13 protein-coding genes are annotated in these 22,512 nt (G+C 54.9%); 7 read left to right on the plus strand and 6 right to left on the minus strand.

What is annotated here, in order from left to right:
* The first annotated feature begins 388 nt into the window (after positions 1–388).
* A complete protein-coding gene (locus SV7mr_RS03155; RefSeq protein ID WP_145269144.1) occupies positions 389–676 on the plus strand; it encodes a hypothetical protein in 288 nt (95 codons plus the stop codon).
* Between the two features lie 164 nt (positions 677–840).
* Positions 841–1,950: a DUF1559 domain-containing protein gene (locus tag SV7mr_RS03160; RefSeq protein ID WP_145269146.1), complete on the plus strand. Its 1,110-nt coding sequence runs from the start codon at positions 841–843 to the stop codon at positions 1,948–1,950.
* Positions 1,951–2,046: 96 nt separating this feature from the next.
* Here SV7mr_RS03160 and SV7mr_RS03165 read toward each other — a convergent pair whose 3' ends face one another.
* From SV7mr_RS03165 to SV7mr_RS03175, 3 genes are all read right to left on the minus strand, one after another.
* Positions 2,047–3,480 (minus strand): DUF1501 domain-containing protein, encoded by a 1,434-nt coding sequence (locus tag SV7mr_RS03165; protein WP_419188029.1) that lies wholly within the window; start codon positions 3,478–3,480, stop codon positions 2,047–2,049.
* Between the two features lie 46 nt (positions 3,481–3,526).
* Positions 3,527–5,635, minus strand: coding sequence for a PPC domain-containing protein (locus tag SV7mr_RS03170; RefSeq protein WP_419188030.1), 2,109 nt, complete (start codon positions 5,633–5,635; stop codon positions 3,527–3,529).
* A 61-nt stretch (positions 5,636–5,696) separates the two neighbouring features.
* On the minus strand, positions 5,697–8,006 hold the full coding sequence (locus tag SV7mr_RS03175) for a DUF1549 domain-containing protein (protein WP_419188031.1): 2,310 nt from the start codon (positions 8,004–8,006) through the stop codon (positions 5,697–5,699).
* Between the two features lie 381 nt (positions 8,007–8,387).
* On the opposite strand from SV7mr_RS03175, the gene SV7mr_RS03180 reads away from it, so the two are divergent.
* Both SV7mr_RS03180 and SV7mr_RS03185 read left to right on the plus strand, forming a co-directional pair.
* Complete coding sequence (locus SV7mr_RS03180) at positions 8,388–9,299, plus strand: alpha/beta hydrolase family protein (protein ID WP_145269148.1); 912 nt, start codon at positions 8,388–8,390, stop codon at positions 9,297–9,299.
* A 142-nt stretch (positions 9,300–9,441) separates the two neighbouring features.
* A complete protein-coding gene (locus SV7mr_RS03185) occupies positions 9,442–10,338 on the plus strand; it encodes a S1 family peptidase (protein WP_145269150.1) in 897 nt (298 codons plus the stop codon).
* 10 nt (positions 10,339–10,348) lie between these two features.
* On the opposite strand, the gene SV7mr_RS03190 is transcribed toward SV7mr_RS03185, so the two are convergent.
* Both SV7mr_RS03190 and SV7mr_RS03195 read right to left on the minus strand, forming a co-directional pair.
* Positions 10,349–13,273, minus strand: a complete 2,925-nt coding sequence (locus SV7mr_RS03190) for a WD40 domain-containing protein (protein ID WP_419188032.1) — start codon at positions 13,271–13,273, stop codon at positions 10,349–10,351.
* 328 nt (positions 13,274–13,601) lie between these two features.
* Entirely contained in the window at positions 13,602–14,912 is a 1,311-nt protein-coding gene (locus SV7mr_RS03195) for a PHP domain-containing protein (protein WP_419188033.1), read from the minus strand.
* A gap of 696 nt (positions 14,913–15,608) precedes the next feature.
* On the opposite strand from SV7mr_RS03195, the gene SV7mr_RS03200 reads away from it, so the two are divergent.
* The 3 genes from SV7mr_RS03200 (at position 15,609) to SV7mr_RS03210 (ending at position 20,553) form a co-directional block, all read left to right on the plus strand.
* Positions 15,609–17,402 carry a 30S ribosomal protein S1 gene (locus tag SV7mr_RS03200; RefSeq protein WP_145269156.1) on the plus strand — a complete coding sequence of 598 codons (1,794 nt, stop codon included), beginning with the start codon at positions 15,609–15,611 and terminating at the stop codon, positions 17,400–17,402.
* A 608-nt stretch (positions 17,403–18,010) separates the two neighbouring features.
* Complete coding sequence (locus SV7mr_RS03205; protein WP_145269158.1) at positions 18,011–18,751, plus strand: LamG-like jellyroll fold domain-containing protein; 741 nt, start codon at positions 18,011–18,013, stop codon at positions 18,749–18,751.
* A 248-nt stretch (positions 18,752–18,999) separates the two neighbouring features.
* A complete protein-coding gene (locus SV7mr_RS03210; protein ID WP_145269160.1) occupies positions 19,000–20,553 on the plus strand; it encodes a sulfatase family protein in 1,554 nt (517 codons plus the stop codon).
* Between the two features lie 53 nt (positions 20,554–20,606).
* Here the strand turns inward: SV7mr_RS03210 and SV7mr_RS03215 are convergent, their stop codons facing one another.
* On the minus strand, positions 20,607–22,373 hold the full coding sequence (locus SV7mr_RS03215) for a hypothetical protein (RefSeq protein ID WP_419188034.1): 1,767 nt from the start codon (positions 22,371–22,373) through the stop codon (positions 20,607–20,609).
* Positions 22,374–22,512 lie beyond the last annotated feature (139 nt).

Below are 22,512 nucleotides of genomic sequence, written 5' to 3' on the forward strand. Positions count from 1 at the left end.
GTGGCCTCCCAGGCCACCGTCTGCCATCGCTCTCGGTTTGCTGGGCTCATTCAATTGCTGAGCTCATCGTGCGCCTTGCATGGCACTTTTGCGTCCCTTTTTTCAGGGGGCGAGTTGACTGCAGTCCCTGCCGGGGGTGGGGTGGTCGGGTTATTGACGTTTGGCCGGGGGGTGTGCTAACTGTTCCTCTAAAGTGCGTTGCTTTTGGCGGGATGCCGACCCCTTTTCGTTTCTCGAAGTAAAATATGTCGTCTAGCCTTAGCGGATTCTTGGTGGCGGTATTGCCCCATTAACTCCCGATGTTATAACGAGACGTATTGCTTTTCTTAAGGGTGTCCCAGTTTTCGGCTGGATTCAGTCGATCGTGAGGAACCTAAGTTTTGCCTGCGTGTTCAATGAATTGAACGAAGATTGCCGGCCGATTGATTGTCCATGGGCGGATCATGTCCTCTGCCCCGGTTCCTTCTCCTGTTTTCTATTCAGTGTTTTGGTTGTTATGAATCGTTTCATTAAATTATTTGCTTTGCTGTTCGTTTTTGCCGTCGTCGGGTGTGGTTCGGAGCAGAGCGCTGTTCTTGATCAAGCGGTGGAAGTTGATCCGAGCTTGGATGCCTCGGCAACGGATCCGGCCCAATACGAGGCAATGCAAAATGCCGACCCCACTCCACCGGAGTGAGACGGTAATGAATTGCCCAGTCGCGGCAGCGGTTGCAGTTCTGTCGGCCCGTATACGCGTGGCCTAATGATTTTTAGCGATCCAGCGTTATCGCTCGATCTGTTTCTACTTTTTTCAATGATTTAGCTCTTACCGGCTAATTCCTCTTTTTATGAGTTTGATTTATGTCATCAAATCAGTCGCGTGCAGCGACCCGAACGGGCTTTACGCTCGTTGAATTATTGGTTGTTATTGCAATCATCGGGATTCTTGTTGGTTTGTTATTGCCCGCCGTCCAAGCAGCTCGTGAAGCCGCACGACGAATGAGTTGTAGTAACAACTTCAAGCAGATTGGGATTGGAATCCACAACTATGAAAGCACTTACAAGGTGGTCCCAGGCGGCTGGGATGGAACCGACGGCAATGGTTTTCGCTTGAATCTGAATACCGTGGGGATCTTGCCGTTTATCGAGCAGCAGCCGCTGTGGGAGCAGGTCTCAAACGGCGACGTCAATGCTGGGATTCCTCCGATGGGGAACAATACGGGGACCGATGCTCCCAACTTTGAAGCTTGGCGGACGCAGGTCCCCATGTTTCGCTGCCCAAGTGATCCGACTCGTTTAGGCGGTCAAGGTCAGCTGAACTATGCAAACTGTTATGGTGACGTCATCCGAGGCGTGTCACGGGCTCCGATGGCAGGAACACGTGGGCATCACACCGGTGTCACAGGATTTGCCCGCGGCATGTACCATCGCAGCATGGTGCGTGGTTTTCGAGATGTGCGTGATGGCTTGTCGAACACCGTGATCATGGGTGAGATCCTCGTTTCTAACCTGGCCCGAAATGTTGGTGGCTATGTTTATCACTTGGATGGAAATGCCTGGTGGGTTCCAACTCCTGACCAATGTAAATCGGGTCCGCATATCGACCCTGAGTTACCACGCATTTATGCACCGGGGGGGTTATGGCCCCGAGGTCGACGTTGGGCTGATCCCCATCCGCATAGCAGCGGCGTCTGCACTGTCTTGCCACCCAACTCGCCTTCCTGCTTGCGTAATACAGACAGCAATGATGCAGTTTATTCCATGGCCAGTAATCACAGCGGTGGTGCCCATGTGCTGTTGGGCGATGGTTCGGTCAGCTTCATCACGGACTCGATCGAGACCGGTGATTTGACTCGTCCTTCGATCGCCAATGGCTCATCGTTCACCGCTCCTGGTCGCCCCAGTCCCTACGGTGTTTGGGGAGCGTTGGGAAGCGTCGATGGTGGCGAAACCATCGAGCTGAGCCTGTAGTCCCCAAGGGCTCGGAATAATCAACCTTGCACGCGGCATGACGCCGCGTGTGCAGGTGGCAATGGCTCTTTCAAATGCTTTCTAAAGCGTTTCTCGCTAAGCAGTGCCGATCAGTTCGGGAATGGGTTTGCCGTGATCGACGATGGGGGTGGGGCGTCCATTAAAATCTTCGATCAAGATCTTGGACGAATCGATTCCCAAGTGGTGATAGATCGTGGAGAGGAAATCACCTGGTCCGCAGCGACGATCAATTGCATCCTCGCCACGCTTATCTGTCCCGCCGATGAAGCGACCGCTCTCGATGCCACCGCCTGCCCAGATGTTGGAAAACGCTCGCGGCCAGTGATCTCGTCCCGGTTGTTTGGTGCCCGCGGCAGCGCTGGCGTTGCCTGCTCCGGTACTGGGCTGGTAGTTGATCTTTGGTGTGCGGCCAAATTCACCGGTCACGACGACTAGCACTCGCTTGTCGAGGCCTCTGAGGAACAGATCTTCGATCAGAGCAGAGACTGCTTGGTCATAGGCTTCGGCGCGGAATCGCAGTGCATCGAACACGTGATGGTTCACAGCGTGGTCGTCCCAATTGTTGACGCGGCCGCACAGTGGACCACGCAAACTGGTTGTCAAAATGTCAACGCCGGCTTCGACCAAGCGACGAGCCAGCAACAATTGTTGACCCCATGAGTTTCGCCCGTACCGGTCTCGCGTCGCGTCGTCTTCCTGAGTGAGATCGAACGCTTCTTTGGTTTTGGAATTGGTCAACAGCGTCAGGGCTTGAGCTTCAAACTGATCCAAGGCTCCCATCTCACCGTGGTCTTCAAAAGCTTTTTGCAGTCGATCCAGTTTTTGGCGCAAGCTGGCGCGGCGGTGAACGCGTTCAACTTCTTTGGGGTCCGTCAGGCCAATGTTTGGAACAACGAACTTGGGCGAGTTAGGGTCGCCAGTGACTGAGAACGGCGAGTACGCATCGCCCAGGTAAGCGGGCCCGTTATAGGTGGCCGGAGGATTCACGCCGACATAGGCAGGAAGTGGATTGTTGGGGTCGCGATCCGGAGCTCGCAGGTAATTGGCGACCGACATCCAGTCGGGAAGTCGTGGTTTGGGTTTGTCACGAGTGTCGCTGTCACCGGAGAGCAACTGCATTGATCCAGCAGGATGCCCGGCTGCCTTTTGGTACATGCCTCGAAGCACGGTGAACTTGTCAGCGATCGCAGCCTGACGAGGCAGCAGTTCGGTGAACTGCATTCCCGGAACTTTGGTGGCAATCGTGCCAAATGGGCCGCGATACTCACTGGTTGCCAGCGGCTTGGGATCGTAGGTGTCGATGTGCGAACAACCACCGGGTTTCCAAACCATGATCACTGCCGTGCGCCCATCGGGACGAGTCTCGGCATCAACTGCCGCAGCAGAGGCGCGCAAGCGCATCAAGCCGGGAAGGCTTAAGCTGCCCATGCCTGCCAAGCCCATCCGCATGAAGCTGCGCCGAGAACCTTTCTGTGCGATCTTGTCGCCGGTCTGGTTGTGAGGATTCATGACACTTGTCCTGTAAAGATTGAAGGAAGTTGCGTTTGCAGCGGAGCTAGTTGCTGGGAGTCTTGTTGGCAAGCTTGTCTGCGGCTTCTTTGTCTTGGACATTGATCGTCAGCGGCTGAGAGACAAAAATGTCAACGATGTCCTTGGTCTTGGCATTCGGTTTCGAGCCACCGGCGGCGTATTTTTGGACGGCTCCGCCATAGAAGGCAATCGTGTACTTGCCAGCGGGCGTTTTCAGTTTGGCCAGATCGATCACAACGTCAGTTTTGGGGTCGGTCAAGGAGAAGTCCATGGCGGCGGCTTTTTCAAAGCCACTACCAAACGTCTTCAGCGACATGCTGCTTCCAGAGAATTCACCACGTCGAATCAGTTTTAATGGGAGGGTCACTTTGTCGCCGACTGTGGCTTGCAATTCGCCTTCCACTTCAGGGACAATCGACAGGCCAGCTTGTTCGACGCCTCCAACGCTGATGGGAAACTGGTCCAGGAGGCGCGGGTCGGGGATTTCAGATGCTGCATTGGGGACAGGCCACTTCATGGATGCCATGTGGCCTTGGCGACGAGTGATCGCGCCATTGATTTCAGCGCTACCCCAAAGCTGAGTGAACTCCAGACCTCGCGGCGCGTTTTCGTCTGCAGCGATCAGCAGGATGCCGCGTGTTTTGCCTTTGCCGATCGTTAGCCCCGTCGCGGTTACTCCCTCAGGCAACGAATCAAGTTTCAGGTCGATCGGGCCGTCGAACCCATCGCGCCGTACCGCGACGACTTCGATCGGGATCAGCGCGCCTCCACGCAGGGCAATGGGTTTGCTCAAGGCGTTCCGATCACCGTTTCGCAGTCCCATGTGGAGTGCCCAGCCAACGATTGAAAAGTCTGGCTGTGCTTTTCGGACCACCATCCGGTAGCGGTTGCTTGGGTCATTGCGAGTGCCACCAAACGAGTCCGTCATGCGAATCTGGTAATGCCCGTCTGCAGGGATGGTAAAGGAGCCCAGGATGTCGGCCGAACCTGCATTGTAGGGCGGGCCATCATAGGAATAGCCGTTGCTGGATCGTTTGACGGGCGAGGCGATGTCGCTCAGTTCCACAACATCCGTTAGCGTTCCATCGTCCCCAATCCGCTGGACGACAAGCGAAGGATCGGTGGGATGTCCAAGCCGTTCGGAGGCAACTTCGATCCACCACGTTTCATCTTGTTTGGCTTCGAATTGGAACACATCCACATCGGCGGCGGGATAGAACGAACCAGCGATGTCGCAGGGCAGGGCAATGGTCTGCGGTGTTTGCTTGGGGCCATTGGGTTCTTGTTCGTTTGCGGTGGCGGCGTGAACGAGTCCCACTGGCGGCCAGGAAAAGCTTTGCACGCTGCGAATTCGGGGCAGTCGCTGGACCACCGCGTCTGCAGCAAGTCGATTGATCGCCAAGCGAAAGAAGTGCTCTTGGCCACCCTTGTACGTTAGGTCGTGAACCTTAATCAGGTAATCGCCGTCCGCGGGTAAGGTGTAATCAATCACACCGCCAGTGCGTTGGACTTGCAGGTCGCCGCCGCTGGCGTCGGCAATGCCAATGACGGGCTGAGTCTTGGAGTCAATGCCTTTGGCCGCGCAGTCAACGACAATTCGCTGCCCCGCTTTGCCGGTAAACTTGTAATGGTTGATCGCTCGCGCGGTCAGCACACCGTTGATGATTTGGCCAACTTGCACTGGCATCGCATTGTCGACGGTGGTAGGTGGCTTCGCTTGGGTGACTTCGTCTTGGTCGCTGACACTGAAAACGCGAGCCGACGAAATCCCGAGAGCCGCCATCACACGCGCGTCATAGACACCCACCGGGCAGTCATCGGAAATCGTGACCAGGTAGTGATTGGCAACGGGATTGCCTTTGTCATCCACCTTGGGTTTCGCTTGGATGCCTGGATTCGAGAAAATCAGTTGCTCTGCGCCGTCCAGTGAATCGCCTTTGATCACTACTTCCAGTTCCGTCCCTGCCGTTCCGCCCATCGGTGTCAGGGTCAGCAGTCGTGGTGCAGGCAAGATGACCGACTGTGCGCAGGCAACGCTTAGGGTGGACAGCAACATCAGGCCGGTCATGGCCACGCGGACTGCCAGTTGGGTCGGATTTATCCGTTGGTGATTGTCAGTGGCGATGACGTTCATGAGAATCACAGTGGTGCGAGAAAAGTGGTTGGGAAATGTGTGGCGAGTTTGACGCAGGCGATCAGTGGTTAAACAAAAACTCTTTGGTGTTAATCAGAGCCCAGGCGAGGTCTTGTAAATTGGACCGCAGTTCACTGGCTGATGGCGTTTGCTGGCCGACGGTTGCGTCCGCTTTGGTGCGCAAGTACTCGCTGGCGATGCGGCGTTCTTCAGCCAGTGGCAGTCGAGCGTAGGCGGCCAGGTAAAGCTGGTCGATGATCGTCTCCAGTTCGGCTTTGTCGGTGATCCATTGCTGGATGCGACCCTTGCTATCACGCAGCTTGCTCTTGATGTCGTTGGCGTTCATCAAGTGCAGGCTTTGAGCCAGCGATCCTGATTGCACCCGTTCGCATTCACAGACGCTGGCTGCTTCGGGGCGACCAAATACCTTCAAAAAGGGTGAGCTCTTGTTGTAGCTGTTGTCCGGTAGCGCGACCGCTCGGGTGCCCAGCGGAAGGTTCGTGAACGAAGTGCTGGATCCAGCCACTTGATCGATGGCGTCGAGCAGCACTTCGGCTTGAAGACGTTTGGGGTAGTAGCGTGAATAGTTTTGGCGATCGATTTTGTTGTCTGGAAGCGGAATCGCGTCCAGTTGATAAGCATTCGACTTAACGATCACTCGGATCAATTCACGCAGGTCATAGTCGCTGTCAAGGAAGTGCCTCTCCAAGGCCGCTAGTAGTTCAGGATTGCTGGCGGGATTGGTGTCGCGAATGTCGTCTTCGGGTTCGACCAGCCCTCGTGAGAAGAAGTGTTTCCAGTAACGGTTGACCAATGCTTTGGCGAAGAACGGATTCTTCGGACTGGCCATCCAGTCAGCCAAACGCAGGCGAGGGTCTTCGTCGGCTGGGATTTCTCCCACATCATCACCTAGAGCACGCGGGGCGATTGGCTTGCCCGTTTTCATGTTCGTTGCCTGAGCGACACCGCGTTTGTGGAAGATCAAATCCTCGCCCGCAGTGTCGGTCGGCTTGCGACCGACTTGACTAAAGAACGCCGCCAGCGAGTAGTAGTCGTCTTGGCTCCAGCGTTCAAAGGGGTGGTGGTGGCATTGAGCACACTGCAGTCGCACACCTAAGAACAGTTGCCCTAGGTCTTCGATCTGTTGCTTGGGTTCTTTGACCCGTTTGTACCAGGCAACCGGAGGGTTGGCGACAATGGTTCCCGTCGCTGCAAGCAGTTGCCGAACCATCTGGTCATACGGTGTGCCCGCCAGCAGGTTGTCACGCAACCACGCATGGAAGGCGAAGTTGGCTTTGATGTCTTTGGTGTCGTCGCGACGGTTCTTTAAAACGGCAGCCCATTTGTTGGCAAAGAAGTCCGCGTAGGCGGCGCTGGCCAGCAAGCGATCAACAACGGTGTCACGTTTATTCGGGGCTTGGTCATCAAGAAAGGCCTGTGTTTCCCGGGCTGTCGGCAAGCGGCCCGTGATGTCCAAGCTTACGCGCCGCAGGAACGTGCCATCGTCGCAAACCTTCGTCGCTGGAATTCCCAGTCGCTCTAGATTCTGAAACACCAGCTCATCAACAAAGTTCTTGTTGGCCGGGAACTCGATGTTTTTGATTCCCAGGGGGATCGCGCCGTTGTACACCGAGACTTGGCCCAAGTAGCGAACCATGATGGAGACATTGCCAGGGATTTCTGCCGCCGTGACGGTGCCTTGATCAGTCACTTCGGCCATCGCGATGTTGTTGGATTCAAACAGCGAATCGCGAGTCACGTCGCGCGTTGATCCATCGGTGTAATGAGCGATGGTCTTCAGTTGAACGCTGGCACCGCGTTGCAAGATTCCGCTGGCGGGTTCAACGGTGATGGAAGCCAGTTGGCGATCGTCCTCGATTTTGTAGGGAGAGCCGGATTGGATCCACTGCAAGATCGTTTGATACTCCGGTGAGTCGGGCTTCAGTCGGACGCCGCCACCATGCGGCGCTTGTGCGGTGGCTTTGGTGAGCAGCAAGCTCTGCTTGGGATCCAGCGGAAATAACCGTCGCCCGCGTGACTCATACACCAGATGTCGATAGTCCAGTTCGGGTTCAAAGCCCAGTAACGACAGTTCAAATCCATTCTGTCCACCGCCGGCTTTGGCATGACAGACGCCCGCATTGCAGCCGGCTTTGGTCAGGATGGGAACAACGTCGTTGATGAAGCTTGTCCGCTGTGGTTGCTCAGCAACCAGCTCACTCGCAAAGAAAAGTGACAGCAGCAGTAGGAAGCGTAGGTGATACATGATCAACAGTGCGACAGGCGTGTTTGCTGCGTTTTCAGGGGCGCGTCGCCGGTGCGGAGGGAAGTGGTTGGCGGCGCGATTGGCAAGCAGGTTGCCATCAGGCAAGGCCTTTCAGCAAAACCCGAGTAGCCAAAACCCGACTAGCCAAAACCCGACTAGCCAAAAACTGAGCAGCAAAAAGAGATGGAAGGATGGAGTGGCGGGAGGTTGGGTGACCGGCCTGGCTGGTTGGCTGTGTGAGATCAATGCCAATGCAAAGCCACGCAACAATTTATCGGGCAGGTCAACGCAATAGTATAGTGCTGAGTCGCCCGGCGGTGTGGGGCATTCTATCAGAACGTTCGCAAACCTTGGGACGCAGGTTGTTCACGCTGCTCCCTCGATTGTGGTTAAAGCATTACAATGAGCAGCGGACTGTCGGGCTGAACGTATGCCCGATGGGGATTTTATGCGGTGAATTCGGTCTGAATAAGAGAGTCAAGTTGAATGCGTCAAGCTTTACTGATTGCGTTGGTTGTTGTTGTTGGTTGCAGGACTGAGGTTGCGACAGAGAGTGGCAGCTCCAAAGAGAATCTTGTGGATGCCCGAAAAGGCTTTCAGACTCGGGTCACCAAGCAGGGTGAAGATTGGGGGCCGCCCGATGTGCCCCCCGGCACGACGTTTGATTTGATCAAGTATTCATCTGACGTCGGGCAGTTGTCGGCCTATGTCACCAAAGATCCCGGTGATGGTCAGAAGCATCCCGCCATTGTTTGGGTGACGGGGGGCGACAACAACACGATTGGGGATGTTTGGTCACCCTCGCCACCGGACAATGATCAATCCGCTAGCGCCTTTCGGAAAGCAGGCATCGTGATGATGTTCCCGTCACAACGGGGCGGAAACGATAACCCCGGTCAGCGAGAAGGTTTCTTTGGTGAAGTTGACGATGTCATTGCGGCCACCGACACTTTGGCCAAACTGGACTATGTCGATCCGGATCAGATCTACCTGGGTGGTCATAGCACTGGTGGAACGATGGTGATGTTGATCGGGGCGACGACGGATCGATATCGTGGGATCATTTCACTAGGGCCGGTTGCAACTCCGGTTCAGTATGGCGGCGACTATGTTTATTGCGACGTCAACAACGCTCAGGAAATGCGTTTGCGTTCACCCATTGATTGGTTGCATTGTGTGAAGTCGCCGATGTTTGTCTTGGAAGGCGCTGAGCAAGGCAATTGGGAAGGGTCGATTGACGTGATGGCCGATGAAAATACCAATCCGCAGATTCAGTTTTTTCCTGTTCCTGGGCATGAGCATTTCACCGTGATCGATCCCGTTGCCAAGCTGATGGCTCAGAAAATCGTCAGCGGCAACGTGACGTTGACCCAGGCCGAAGTGCAGTCGTTGCGATAGCCCGCCACGTAGTCGCCAAGCGGGCGCCGCGCAAGGCCGGTTGCCACATGCCCTGCTGGCAGGGAAGTTTTGTGGTTGGTTTTGTCAAACGGAAAAGTAAACTACTTGCTTTTCGTTTGTCCCTTCAAAACCGCAGAACACAATGTTTGACTCACTGCACACCCGTTTGCTGGCAAGTTGCGCATTGGCATGCTTCGGTGTCGTTCTCGCTGTTCCAAGCACGGTTGGTGCCCAAACCAAGTTGTCTGACTTGGCGGCGCTGGCAGGAGCAGAGCAGAAGCCGTTTGTGATTGTTGAAGCAAAGAAGGGAAAGGCGATTTCGCGTGCTCAAGGAGTCGTGATTGGCAAGGGCGGTTTGGTGCTCACGGTGGGACACGTCAACTGGGTCCCACCAAGCGAAGACTATGCGGACAAGTTTCGCGTCAGTTTTCGTGGCAAGGGGCCCAAGTTGCCTCAGGATGCGGCTCATCTTCACGCAACCATCAATTCCAATTTAGAACAGCGCAAGTTCTATGAGTTCTACTACAAGGCGGATTTGATTCGTGATGGTCAGTCACGGTTCATTGATCAACAAGATCTTTCGCTCATCAAGATTGAGACGAAACGAGAGTTGCCCGTTTTGGAGTTCTACTCCCAGCAGCGACCCGAGCTTGAAATCGGGGACACGTTGTATCTGTGCCACTATTGTTTCCCGCACCAGCAGGCTGATCCAACGTTTTTGATCAATCCAATTCGCGTTGTCGGGATCGCCCAAACACATGATGGGTTGCAATGTGTTGCGAAGGGGTTTTATCGGCTTGGCAGCAGTGGTGGAGCGATTCTAAAAGACGGCAAACTGGTCGGCATTCAAAGTCGAGCTTACACGATCAACGATCGGGAAGGCGGCGAGGATCCGCAGGGGCTGGTTTCGTTTCAATTGATCTGGAAGGAAATGTTTGACCGCCTTCAAGAGCCCGGTGACCAACCGCCGTCAGCTGAACCAAAGCCAGTTTCAAAGCAGGCTGGCAAGCCGTCGGGTGATCGCGCGGCTGATGAATGAACCTCTTGTTTCACTGGCTGGCAACCGGGGCGTCGATCAATTCATGACGGTGAAGCACTTTGCCTTTGCGGTCGATTTCCACTGCTTGGCCCTCTGAATCAGCGGCCAGGATACGGTCACCTGATTGCGAGGTTTCCAGGGCGTACAGGTAGTTGCTGGACGGTTTCGTGTTCAATTCTCGAGCCCCGTTGTCGGTGCGGTAAATGCGGACATAGCCATCGCCATCAGTGATGGCAATCCGGTTGTCGATCCCCAGGTAACGCAGGCTGGTGACTTCCGCCTTTAATCCAGTGATGGTGCGGGACGCTTTGCCAGTGCTTAGGTTCCAGACTTTGATGATCGCATCACTGGCAGCCGAGCTGATTTCTCGCTGATCAACACGCCAGTCGATGGCGGTGACATGATGCGTGTGTCCTTCGAAGGTCTGCAGCAGTGCCCCTGAAGCAACCTCCCAAACCTTGACCAAGCCATCTGCCGATCCCGTTGCCAATCGCGAGCCATCGGGCGAAAAATCCAAACAAAGCACGGTGTCGGCATGTGGTTGTTCAATGCGTGTTTCAATCTGTCCGGTTTCCAGATTCCAGATCAACAGTTCCCCCTCGCGTGATGGTTGGCCGCCGCCAGTGGCGAGCCGTTTTCCGCTGGGATCAATGGCCAGGCACAGCACGCGATCGACAAGCGGGTTGGGCTGACTTGCGCCCAGTCGCTTTGCTAGTTGCCAAGGAGACGCTTGCAATTTCCAAGCCAGCAATTCGGTTTGAGTCTCGTTCGGTGCCGTCGAAGTTTCCAGCACGCCGATCAGGTGAGTTTCTGTCTGGGAAAGCTCAATGAGTTTTCCAGCGAGAGGGATCGTCGGTAACGCTTGTTTGCCAGGCCACAGTGTGATGGCTTCAGCAGTTGTCGAAAACGAAGCCAGATGGGTTTGCCCCTTGATTCCTGGTGTGCTCACAACCGCGATTCGATTGGTGGCGGCGCGAGACTGCGTGGCCGCCGTCTGGCTCGCTGTCATTTGTTCCTGGCGTTCAGATTGCCGAGCTTTCTCTTCTGCGAGTTGATCGGCCAGGGTCTGTTCGAGTTCCTTGAAACGGGACAGACGCTTTTCCATGCGGCCGCGATCCGCCTTAGCCAAGACAACTTTGCCTTCGGCTTGTTTCAGGGCCTTCTGTTTGCTCTCTAAGTCAGATGCCGTTTTCGTTTGTGCATCCATGGCCGTTTTCACTTGCTTGGCAAGATCGGCTTCGCTTGTCAACTTGGCGAGTTGTTGCTGGAGTGTTGCTTTTTGTTCCGCTTGATCGTCGGTTGTGAGTCCGGCGATCTGTTTGGTGAGCGTTTGCCGGTTTTGATTGACGTCGTTTTGCAGAGCTTGTTTTTCTTGGAGCGTTTTTAGAGCGGTCTCGTCGGCTTGTTGGGCCTTTTCAAGTGCTTGCTTGGCGGTCTCCTGTTGCTTGACATAGTCGTCGGTTTTCTTAATCAAGCTGTCCAGGCTATTTTGTTCCGCCTTGGCGTCGCTGGCAGTTTGGTTCTTTTCGGCCGTCAGGGCAAGCGACTGCTTGGTGCCAACGTCGAACTGCCACTTGGCATTGGCGGCAATCGCCTGTGCAGCGGGATCATGGACCGCAAGTTCCTGGAACTGCTTGCTCGTTAGATCGATTGATCCCAGTGTCCCGGTTTTGGAGCCGCCCAGTACAACAAACAGTTTGTTGTCGTCAACACTGAGGCTTGTGTCGGTTGCGGGCGCAGGCAGTTTGACAAAATTCTCCCATGTGCCCGTTATTTGGTCGGCCGATCGAACTAGCCCTGTATTGTCGATGGCCAGCCAAGTTGGTGTCGCGATCAGATGTTGGATCGGGTTCGCGGAGACCTTGATGGGGTCGGTGAGCGTATCTTGCGGGGCCATTCCGATGACCTGAATGCGACCATCCTGGAAGCCAAGTACCAGCTCATTTTCACTCGTTGCAATGCAGCAGGTGATGATCGCAGGCGTGTTGAGTTTGCTTTTTACGCCATCAGCGGAAAGGACATGAAGAGCCTGCTGGTGGCCGATCGCTGCCCAGTTTGCCTTGGGGCTCAGTGCGAGCTTTGGAATGCTCTTTTCATCCGTGACATTCAGTTGGCTGTTGCCAGACCACTGGAACGCTTGATTGCCAATCGTTCCAACGTGAACGCTGTGATCCGCTGTCAAGACCGCGATGTGGTGATTGCGAGCTGACGTCGCCAGAGCGATCACATTGTGAGGTGTTGATGGCAACGTGACAGCCTGCAGCGGTTCGTATTTCCACAGCGCAACCTCTCGATAACCAGCCGTTGCGATCAAGTTGCTGTGGGGATCGAAGTCGATGGCATGAACAAAGTCGCGCTGGGCTGGTGAGCTGTTGCGGTTTGATTGAGGCAACGCGTCAGCAGTCGTCTGGGGCCGGCGAAGCTCCGTCACCATTTTGTCGCCCAAAAAGAGACCGACGCGATTGCCAAAGCTGATTGCTTTCAGCGGTCTGTTCGGATGCATGGTTGCGGCAAAGGAGGTGCGATTGCTTGTCGGCAGCGGTTGCCAGTTGTTCTTGCTGGGATCCTCCTTCGGCGTGTCATCGATGGCGCCCTGGGCAATCCAGCGTCGCAGCAGGGCGAGTTGCTGAGGGGTTAGATTCTTTGCTCCGACCCCGTTTTTCGCCGGGGGCATCTCCAGGTCATCGCCGTGGGTTGCTGCAACGAATAAGCGACTTTCCTCGGGCTTGCTGGGCAACAACACCTCATCGTTGTCGGATGTTTTCATCGCGTCAACCGATTCCAGCATCACCCCGCCTTCGTCATCTCCTTTGCGGTGGCAGGCGACGCAGTTTTGCTGCAACAGGGGAGCGATGTCAGTAAAGTAGCTGACTTTCCGATCCGGCGGCAGTGTGGATTCGGGAAGTTCTGCCGCGGCGGTGAGCGAGCAAAGCATCAAAAGGCATAGAACAAGGCAGCGATGAAGCATCGTGAGGCTCCGCACCGGCAGGTGAGAAAGGCAGGGCAGGTGAGAAAGGCAGGGCAGGTGAGAAAGGCAGGGCAGGTGAGAAAGGTAGGGCAGGTGAGGAAGGCAGGGGCTCCATTGTACTTCAGAAGCCATTGCAGGGTGTGGCGAGCGAGTCCTTTCAACCGGGCCGAACGCCTGTCGGCGAATCGATGATCAGCCGCTTTGTTGTTAGCCGCGGTTTCTGGCAGTCGCAGTCGGCCCTGATGCTGGTCGCATGACTGAACTCATGCAATGAGCGTTAGCGTCATCACTCGTTTCATTGACCGGCAGGGGCGGCGGACCAGCCAACCGGTTGCGTCCAGGCCTGTTCCTTTTGGTTTTTGAACGACGGATCGGTGTGAGCTTGGCTGCTGGTGATCTGTGCTCGCACATACAGTTCATCGCCACGCATTTGATAAGTTGCCTGGGTTCCTGTCACCGATTTGACAGTCACGCCAACGTGATCATGTTCGTCTGTTTTTCCTTCCGCGTGATGTTTGAGCGTGGCAATGAAATCGATTTGGTACTTGGTGTCCGGTTCTGGCTCAATGGCGACTTGCAGGCTGCGGGTTTCTTCGTTGAACTGCACGTCAGACAGCGTGACACCGCTGGAGGCATAAAAGTCGCCGCGTTTCATCGCTTGAATCAGATGCTCTGGCGAGAGAAAGCGACTGCGGACCATCACCCATCCGCGACCGGGACGCGAGCCAGGTTTGCCGTGGTATTCATGAGAATCATCGGTGGCGATGCCCATGATTGGCGGAGCGCCGGCGGTGCCGCAGCGGATTGCGTTGACTTGATCCCACAGTTGTTCCATGCTGGGGAGTTTGTCATCACCCAAGTGCTTCACTCCGGGGTGCCCGTTGTAGACTTCAAAGAAGCGTTCTGAAAGCACAGCGGCTAAGTCTTCGGCGCTGATCGCTGATCCAAAATTCGGATGGTTGATGTGAGGCAGGACTTCGCGGCCATGCTCTTTTTCGTGCTGCAGGATCATGCGCAGGTTGTTCTGCATCGCCTCGCGGACCGTGGAACCGCCAGCCGGTTGGATCACTTCGGCGATGTTGGTGGCGTTGATGTGAACGGGCTTGCCTGCGGCGCGATCGCTGATCTCTTCGGCTTGAATCATGATGAACTGACCGGCCTGCTCCAGCAGAGCACGGAATTCATTAAGTGGTTTGAGTCGGACTTCGGTCAGTTTTGGGTCGCCGCTGGTTCGTGTTTGCACCCAGTTTTCGCCAAACTGATTGCGGTAGCGATCGACGACGCCTTTGTCGCTGCGGGCGACGATGTCTTTTTCTTTCATCCAGCGTTGCCCTTCGCTAAGCACGTTATGGTCGGTCAACGCCAGGAAGTTGTAGCCGCGTTGCTTGTACCACAGGGCGATCATTTCCGGGAATTGGTCACCATCGCTCCAGAGCGAATGGGTGTGCAGGTTGCCTTTGAACCATTTGGGGGCATCATCCAGTTTGCTGGCTGCTGCCGTCGATTCCTGTGCTGTGGCGGTCGATCCTGGGCAAAATACCAGTGATGCCAAGCACAGTAACAAGGGCATGAGGCGGAGAGCATTGCAAGCGATTGAAGTGGGCATGATTGGGGGATGAGCGTCGAGTGAGCGGCTGGAAAGGAATGGTGATTGTAGTGTCTTGGAACACTGGGGTGGATAATGTGTCCAGTTTGGCGGCGGGACGCTCGGTTGGCTGGACGCTCGGTTGGCTGAGAAGGCGGACTCGATGGCCCAGGCTGTGTCTGTCTGCTGGTCGCTGGACCGGTCAGCGGTGTGGAAACGGGGGCGAGCTGAGTCTGGGCGAGAACCGTCTCAGCTGGTCGGCGGCGAGGGGGTTTTGTGCCCCGGGGCACCCTCCCAATGGAAAGTCGCTTTAATTCCACGAAATGGCCTTGTTTCCCCCTGAAACGTGATGAATTGAACTTGTTTCACGGGGTCGAGATGGCTATGGTTTCGAGCTTGAAAAAAAATGGTGGGGTCGTCTCCCCGCCCCTGAATGATTCAGAGACTGCGTCAATTCTTTTTGTCTGCCGGCAATTTGGCAGCTTCCGACGCGTCATGACTCTTCAGCTACTTTGTATTTCATTCCTCTAACCCCGGATCTGTCCCGAGCGAATTCTAACGCAACCATCAAGGCGGGACGTTTGATCGGCACTTTGGTGTGCCTTCTACGTGAATTGCTGTTCGTGAGACCCAGAAATGCGGTCCGTTTGTCGAACACATCTCTGCATCGTTGCTGGAATTGCTGCCAGGGCTGACTGGAGAATCTCGGAAACTCTTATGGTTAACCGTAATCTTATCCGTTCCCTCGAAGACGATAGCATGCTGAGCGAGCTGGCGACGATGGCGCCAGAGCAGGAAACGGAAGATTGGCTTCTAGAATTCCTGCAATTTGCACCTCAGCAGGAATACATTCAAGGCCGCATCGTCGACGGCAAGATTGTCGAAATCAATGATGAATGGGCGCTGATTGACGTTGGCTTCAAAAGTGAAGGCACCGTCAATCTGAATGAATGGGGCCCTACCGAAGCAAAGCCAGAAGTTGGCGATGTCGTCCAAGTCCTGATTGAGGAAATGGAAGACAACTACGGCGCTGCCGATGACCCCTACGGCATGATCGCACTCAGCAAGAACAAAGCTGAGAAGATCATCGAATGGGAAGAGATCATCAAGAAGATTGGCGAAGGCCAAGTCGTCACCGGTACCGTCATCCGCAAGATCAAAGGTGGTTTGCTGGTCGACATCGGTGTCAACGTCTTCCTGCCTGGCAGTCAAGTCGACATCCGTCGTCCTGGCGACATCGGCGATTTCATTGGCCGCGTGATTCAGGCCGAAGTTCTGAAGATCGACGACACCCGTCGCAACATCGTCATCAGCCGTCGTTCACTGATCGAGAACCAACGCGAAGAAGATCGCGCGTACTTGATGCAGGAACTGGAAGTTGGCCAAATCCGTCGCGGGATTGTCAAGAACATCGCCGACTTCGGTGCTTTCGTCGACCTGGGCGGTATCGATGGTCTGTTGCACATCACCGACATGGCTTGGGAGCGTATCTCGCACCCGACCGAAATGGTATCCATCGACCAGGAAATCGAAGTCAAGGTGTTGCACATCGATCGCGAAAAGCAAAAGATCGCTTTGGGTCTGAAGCAAAAAGATCGCAACCCTTGGGAGAACATCGAGGAGAAGTACCCGGTCGACTCCAACCATCAGGGCGAAGTTGTCAACGTGATGAGCTACGGTGCGTTCGTCAAGCTGGAACCAGGCATCGAAGGTCTGGTACACATCAGCGAGATGAGCTGGACCAAACGCGTCAATCACCCCAGCGAACTGGTCAACATCGGCGACAAGATCGAAGTCAAAATCTTGGGTGTCGACCCCGAAGGCCAACAGCTTTCACTGGGCATGAAACAAACCCAAAAGAACCCGTGGGACGACGTTCTGGAACGTTACCCAGAGGGCAGCGATGTGACCGGAAAGGTTCGCAACCTGACCAACTATGGTGCGTTCATCGAACTGGAAGAAGGCATCGATGGCCTGTTGCACGTCAGCGACATGTCTTGGACTCGCAAAATCGGCCACCCCAGCGAAATGCTGGAAAAGGGCCAAGAGCTCAACTGCCGCGTGCTAAGCGTCGACGAGCAACGTCGTCGAATCGCACTTGGTCTCAAGCAGCTTGATAGCGATCCTTGGGATACTGACATTCCTCAGAACTACCAGCCCGGACAACTGGTCAAGGGTAAGGTCACCAAAATCACTAACTTTGGTGTCTTCATCGGTCTGGAAGACGGCTTGGAAGGCTTGCTGCACATCAGCGAACTGGCTGAGCACAAAGTCGAGAACCCTGAAGAAGTTGTCAAAGTTGGCGACGATATCGAAGTCAAGGTTCTGCGAGTCGACACTGACGAACGCAAAATCGGCCTGTCGCTCAAACGAGTTGAATGGGGCGAAGAGGAAGAGCGTGCAGCAGCAGAAGCTGAAGCCGCAGAAACCGACGGTGTTCCAGGTCAAGACGGCGAGCTCAAAGGCGGTTTGGGAAGCGGCGAAGGCCCACTGTTCCCAACCGGTGGCTGATCCAGTCCCGTCCTGAATTGAATTCATCAAACGGCCTCGGCAAGTGATTGTCGGGGCCGTTTTTCGTTTTGCAGTTCGGCTGCAGGAAATTGCTGGCAGGCCTTACCACTCTCGCTGGCAGGCCTTACCACTCTCGCTGGCAGGCCTAACTGCTCTCGCCGAAAGGCGTAGCCATGCTGCCGAGACGGTGCGGTGTGAGCGTCTTGTACGGTCGTGTGAATTCCTGTCGTCAGGCATGATGGCGACCTCTAGGTTAACCAACGCTACCAGTTGATCGATTGGGTGACGGAGCTTGCATGCTGTCTTCTGAGCATTGGGTCGAGAACCCTGGGTCATGTCCCTGTTTAGGCGAGGAAAAGCGAGCTGCTGCGATCCCTTCTCAGGTGCTGTGTGGGGTTCCTCGCCGCTGTCTAGGCTGTGGTGGAAATGGTACCACTGGCGGTTGGTCTCCAGCGTCGCAGTGTCGCAGGATGCTAGATGTGGATCAAAGTTGCTGCGTTATTGAAATTGAATCTTGATTCTTTGTTTGTGGGAACGATTTTCTGAACCACGAGCCGTTTGTCGGTTAGAGGCGACGAACATTCAACTTTGAACAACGATAGAGAATCATGAAACGTTTAGTCTGTTTTGTAGTCTTTTTTGCCGTTTTCATTGCATCCAAAGTAGATGCCGGAGTTGTCTATGATTTCTCGTTTGATTCTTCGCTGGATGATTATCAAGGATCGGGCATTGGGAGCGTTAGTGTTCAGGGAACACCGACGATCACGCCGGGGGGCGTCAGTGGGGCCTACGCGCGATTCGATGGTGGGAACTCATCCTCGTCTGACGCGATCAACCTGAATGTGGTGGACGATCATCTCTCTTTTGGCAACTTTGCCATTCGCTTGTCTGTTCTCAACTTCCCTGCTTTCTATAAGTGGGACGACTATCTCGGTTTGCGCACTTCGTCGGGTTTACGAGCGCATCTCGAACGTACCGGCGATGATGCCATCGCTCTTTTCAGTGATTCTGGTCCAGGCTCAGTGCATATTCCTTCAGGCGATCCACTTCTTGTCGAACAATGGTATGACCTACTGTTGACGGGGGAGGCAATTGGCGGCGACGTGTTGCTGTCTCTCTATGTGGATGGTCAGCTTCAAGGGACTGGGACCGGAGTTGGTCGAGCCGGGGATTCTTTGACTGAGATTCGCATCGGTGGTCGAGTGGGCGCTGATAATCGATATATCAATGCAGGGATCGATAACGTGCAGGTCTTTGACACTCACGCGGTCCCGGAGCCTTCCTCGTGCTTGGCATTGATCGGTTTGACCGTGGGAGCGACGTTGGTTCGCCGTCGCCGCAACAAATGATCACAGGTGGAGCCTTGGGCGCAGCGTACCCAGGGGAAGTGCCCGTAGGGCTGGTTCCCGCCGGCCGCCGATAACGAAACAATGCAGCTGGCCGGTAGGAACCGGCCCTGCTCGACTGGGAATTGTCGGCAGATCGAGTATTCTGTTGCTCTCGGAGTCTTGTCCGTTCCCTAAGCCCATTCACGAATCGCTTTCACGTCTCGATCTTGAGCTTGAGAGTGTCGTGCGTTGAATTGGAGTCAAAGTTGATGCGTTTCTTCGTCCTTGCCGTTTGTTTCGTCAGCGTTCTCTGTGTTCAGCAATCACGCTGTAGTGCACAGGATCGTCCTAACATCTTGTTTCTGTTTTCTGACGATCATGCCACCAAAGCCATTTCAGCGTATGGTGGTCCGCTGGCCAAAGTCGCTCCGACACCGAACATTGACCGTCTCGCTCGCACCGGTGCGGTGTTCACGAACTCGTTTTGCGCGAATTCCATCTGTGGTCCCTCGCGGGCCTGTATCTTGACCGGCAAGCACAGCCACAAAAATGGGTTCATGCGAAACGGCAACCGTTTCAACCCCGATCAGTGGACTGTCGCCAAAGCACTGCACAAGTCGGGCTACAACACGGCCGTGATTGGCAAATGGCATCTGCACACCGATCCGGTTGGCTTCGATCACTGGGAAGTCCTGCCTGGGCAAGGAAACTATTACAACCCGGTCTTTATCCAACAAGATGGTTCCAAGCAACGCTTTGAAGGTTATGCAACCGATCTGACCACAGACAAAGCACTGGCGTGGTTGGAAAAGCGGGACAGTGACAAGCCGTTCTTTCTGATGTGCCAGCACAAGGCGCCCCATCGTACCTTTTCGCCCGCATTGCGACACTTGGATGCGTTTGATTCGGTCACCATTCCAGAGCCTGAGAATCTGTTCGATGACTATGCCAATCGCAGCAAGACACTCGCTGGGAATGAAATGGAAATCGATCGACACTTTGATTGGGCTTATGATGCCAAGGTCCGCAAAGACGAACGCGGTGAAGTGAAGTTGCCTGCTCCGGATCGCTATGGAACGCCCGAATACAATCGCATGACCCCGGCGCAAAAAGAGGCTTGGGACGCGCATTTTGGACCACTGAATCAAGCGTTCCTCAAGAAGTTTGCCAGCGGCGAGATGTCAGACCGCGACGTGGTGCGTTGGAAGTATCAACGCTACATGAAAAACTACTTGGGAACGGTCAAAGGCGTTGACGAGAACATCGGCCGCATGCTGGATTATCTGGAGGAGAAGGGATTGGCCGAGAATACCATTGTGATCTATTCCTCCGATCAAGGTTTCTTTCTCGGTGAACATGGCTGGTACGACAAACGCTGGATGTTTGAACAGTCTCTGGAGATGCCGTTCCTCATTCGCTGGCCTAATGTGGTGAAGCCGGGGACGCGGTCAGAATCGCTGATTCAAAACATTGACTATGCGCCGACATTCTTGGAGTTCGCGGGGCTGCCGTGTCCTGATGAAGTCCAGGGACGCTCGATTGTTCCATTGCTAAAGGGACAGCGTGATGGCTGGAGGGAGTCGCTTTACTATGCCTATTACGAACTTGGCGAACACGCTGTTCCGCAGCACTTTGGCGTGCGGACCATGGACCATAAATTGATCTATTTTCCCAAGACGAATGAATGGAACCTATTTGATTTGAACGCGGATCCCGAAGAAATGATCAGCGTGTATGACAAGCCAGAGTACGCCAAGGTGCGCCAGGCCTTGACGGACGAGTTTCATCGTTTGCGAAAAGAGTACGAAGCGCCAGCGTTTTAGTTACCAGCGTTTTAGAACTTGATCGCGTCGCCGCGCTGTCCCTGCAGGCACGCTCATGGAGCATCCTTGTGCGGTGCCACTTGTTGCTCGATCAGTGACTGCAGCTTGATCGTTTCTGTGTTCAGTTGCTGTTTGATTTGTTGAACGTCCTGAACGCAGGCTTGTAAACGCTGTTGAGCCCGCTGAGGTTGTTGAGAGTCAATCACGTTTTCACTTTGCAGCACGAGCAACCGGCGAAGTTCGGTTTGTCGAATCTCGTGAATCGTGTTTGCGGCGTTCAGTTGTGTTTGCAGTGACTGAACCAGTGTTTTCGCATTGGCAACGGCGTCGGCTTGCTTTTCTATTTCATCCTTGCTGTATTGCAGCGCTAGCCGAGCACGGGTCAGGTTGTCTTCTTCACGTGTCGGGCTGTATTGGGCGTAGGGAATGTCCCAGCTGTCGACGAATCCGTTGACGATGTAACCCAGATGTGAGTCGTCCAGGTTGCGTTTGAGTGAATGGATTAAGACTTGCTGCCAGGCCCGTTTCTCGCGGGCTGAATTCAGATTGCCCATCGCAGAGTACAGCATCGAAGGGGTGTTGCTGGTGCTGTTGTCAAGTTTCTGCTGAAGTGTTTGCAGCGTCTCGGTCGTCACAGGGCTTTTCAGTGCACAGGCTGCGATAGCCACGACTTCTTGATTCTGGTCATCGAGAGTCTTGGCAAGTTTGTCTTGGCCGGCTTGGTTCGACCAGCGAAGCGACGCCAGCGCGATCAGGCGTCGTTCAAGGTCGCGTTCTTGATCGAGAAGCTCAATGATCGCCTCGGTGGGGTAACGGCTTCCTGATCGAAACAGAGCCAGATGGCAGATCAGTCGTGTCGCTGTGTCGTGCTGAGTTGACGTGGCAATCGATTGAATTTGTTTGCGATGCCCTTGCTTGGCATACTCAGCCAAAATCCAGACCAGTTCGTACGGGAACACCGAGTGAACGGCTTGACGCGTGTTTGCTTGTTCGTCGTCATCGGAGTCGATCCCTAAAAACAAAGGAATCATTTTTCCGCCGACCGGAAGTCTATTCAGTGAGTCGCCCTCGACCTTCTTTAGCAATCGATAGTAGACATTGTGATAGCTGCCATAGGCGGTGTCACGACCACCACCGGACCCGGAGAAGTCCCCGCTGCTTTTGACTCGCTGCCGGATGCTTTTGGCAATCATGGCCAACTGGTCAGCTGTCATGTTGTCGTGACGCAAGGAAAGGGTGGCTTTCTGTTTCTGCCACCACTGCTGGTTCAGTTCAGCCACTTGTCGGGTCATGAATTCGGGGACATTGGGACCCGCTTGATAATGGATCGCAAACTGACGCCCCGTGATCTGTTCCAGCGTTTTGCGATACTCGGGAAGGTACACGTGTTGCGAGCTGCGTTCGGCATGGAGCACCAGGTACCGCATCAACAATGGGATCGACGCAGCATCGGGAACTTGGCGAATGATTGATGTTGCCCGTGCGTACTCGGTCCAGTGCGAGTTGTCGTTAACAGCATCCAAATGGGCTTCGGCTTTCAGCAGTTTGTCCCGATGTGGTGAACGGTTGACCAGTGTTTGGAAGTCGCGATCGAGCTGGTCAAGAAGCGTCTTGCGAGCGTTGACCGTCGAGGCCTCCGCTTCGTCTGGTGCCGAGTCATGCTGGGAGGGCTGTGATTCTGCTGGCGGCGGGGGCGGCTGAGTCTCAGCAACCGGCTCAGCACTCGGTCGAAGCCGGGCGGCTTCGTCGTCCGCTGGCGGTCGAGCCGTGGCCACAACAAGAAACAGTGGCACTGCACCGGCAAGGATCAGATTCTTCATGTCGTGTCCTGATTCAGATTCGACCGACCAGGCAGCACGCACTGAAGGGGAGGTGAGCTGCCTGAGGTCTTCTACGATCATGGTAAAGGTTTCTTAGGGATTGTTTCCATGCTGCGTTTCCAGCCACAGACGCTGCGGT

Origin of the sequence: Stieleria bergensis (assembly GCA_007745635.1) — a bacterium.
GTDB lineage: Bacteria > Planctomycetota > Planctomycetia > Pirellulales > Pirellulaceae > Stieleria > Stieleria bergensis.

What these genes read in the sequence shown, in the direction of transcription:
- SV7mr_RS03160 (WP_145269146.1), top strand. Translation starts at nt 841, where the DNA reads ATGTCATCAAATCAGTCGCGTGCAGCGACCCGAACGGGCTTTACGCTC.
- SV7mr_RS03180 (WP_145269148.1), top strand. Translation starts at nt 8,388, where the DNA reads ATGCGTCAAGCTTTACTGATTGCGTTGGTTGTTGTTGTTGGTTGCAGG.
- SV7mr_RS03215 (WP_419188034.1), bottom strand. Translation starts at nt 22,373, where the DNA reads ATGAAGAATCTGATCCTTGCCGGTGCAGTGCCACTGTTTCTTGTTGTG.
- SV7mr_RS03195 (WP_419188033.1), bottom strand. Translation starts at nt 14,912, where the DNA reads ATGCCCACTTCAATCGCTTGCAATGCTCTCCGCCTCATGCCCTTGTTA.
- SV7mr_RS03205 (WP_145269158.1), top strand. Translation starts at nt 18,011, where the DNA reads ATGAAACGTTTAGTCTGTTTTGTAGTCTTTTTTGCCGTTTTCATTGCA.
- SV7mr_RS03200 (WP_145269156.1), top strand. Translation starts at nt 15,609, where the DNA reads ATGGTTAACCGTAATCTTATCCGTTCCCTCGAAGACGATAGCATGCTG.
- SV7mr_RS03165 (WP_419188029.1), bottom strand. Translation starts at nt 3,480, where the DNA reads ATGAATCCTCACAACCAGACCGGCGACAAGATCGCACAGAAAGGTTCT.
- SV7mr_RS03210 (WP_145269160.1), top strand. Translation starts at nt 19,000, where the DNA reads ATGCGTTTCTTCGTCCTTGCCGTTTGTTTCGTCAGCGTTCTCTGTGTT.
- SV7mr_RS03170 (WP_419188030.1), bottom strand. Translation starts at nt 5,635, where the DNA reads ATGAACGTCATCGCCACTGACAATCACCAACGGATAAATCCGACCCAA.
- SV7mr_RS03185 (WP_145269150.1), top strand. Translation starts at nt 9,442, where the DNA reads ATGTTTGACTCACTGCACACCCGTTTGCTGGCAAGTTGCGCATTGGCA.
- SV7mr_RS03190 (WP_419188032.1), bottom strand. Translation starts at nt 13,273, where the DNA reads ATGCTTTGCTCGCTCACCGCCGCGGCAGAACTTCCCGAATCCACACTG.